Raw genomic sequence first — 512 nt, forward strand, 5'->3', positions numbered from 1 at the left:
GAGACCGTCGCACCGAAGACCACGTCATCGCGCCCGGTCAACCGCCCCAGCACGATCGCCCAGGCCGCCTGCACCACCGTGTTCAGGGTGACACCGCGATCACGCGCCCAGAGCACCAAAGCCGAGGTCTGCTCGGCAGGGAGCGCGAACGACAGGTGCTCGGGCATGGCCTGCGTCCGGGTGGGGACATCCACGAGCAGCGTCGGCTCGGACACGCCGTCGAGGGCCTCGGCCCAGGCCTGCTCGGCCTCCTCGCGGTCCTGGCCGGCCAGCCACGACACGTAGTCCCGGTACGGCACGACGCGAGGCAGCGCCGCGTCGCTCCCGTCGGACGAGTAGAACCCGAACAGCTCCTGGTAGAGCAGCGGGAGGGACCACCCGTCCAGCAGGACATGGTGATTCGTCAGAGCGAATCGCCAGTGCTCGTCGCCCAGACGGACGAGGGCGAAGCGGAGCAGGGGCGGTCGGGTGAGGTCGAAGCGGCCGCGTTCCTCGTCCAGGATCCGAGCCAG

The 512-nt window shown here is 70.3% G+C and carries 1 protein-coding gene; it reads right to left on the reverse strand.

Annotated elements, in window-relative coordinates:
* Positions 1-512: condensation domain-containing protein (locus ADK60_RS24755; protein WP_234371240.1), on the reverse strand; the 512-nt coding region annotated here is incomplete at both ends.

It is taken from the genome of Streptomyces sp. XY431 (genome assembly GCF_001279805.1).
Taxonomy (GTDB): Bacteria; Actinomycetota; Actinomycetes; order Streptomycetales; family Streptomycetaceae; genus Kitasatospora; species Kitasatospora purpeofusca.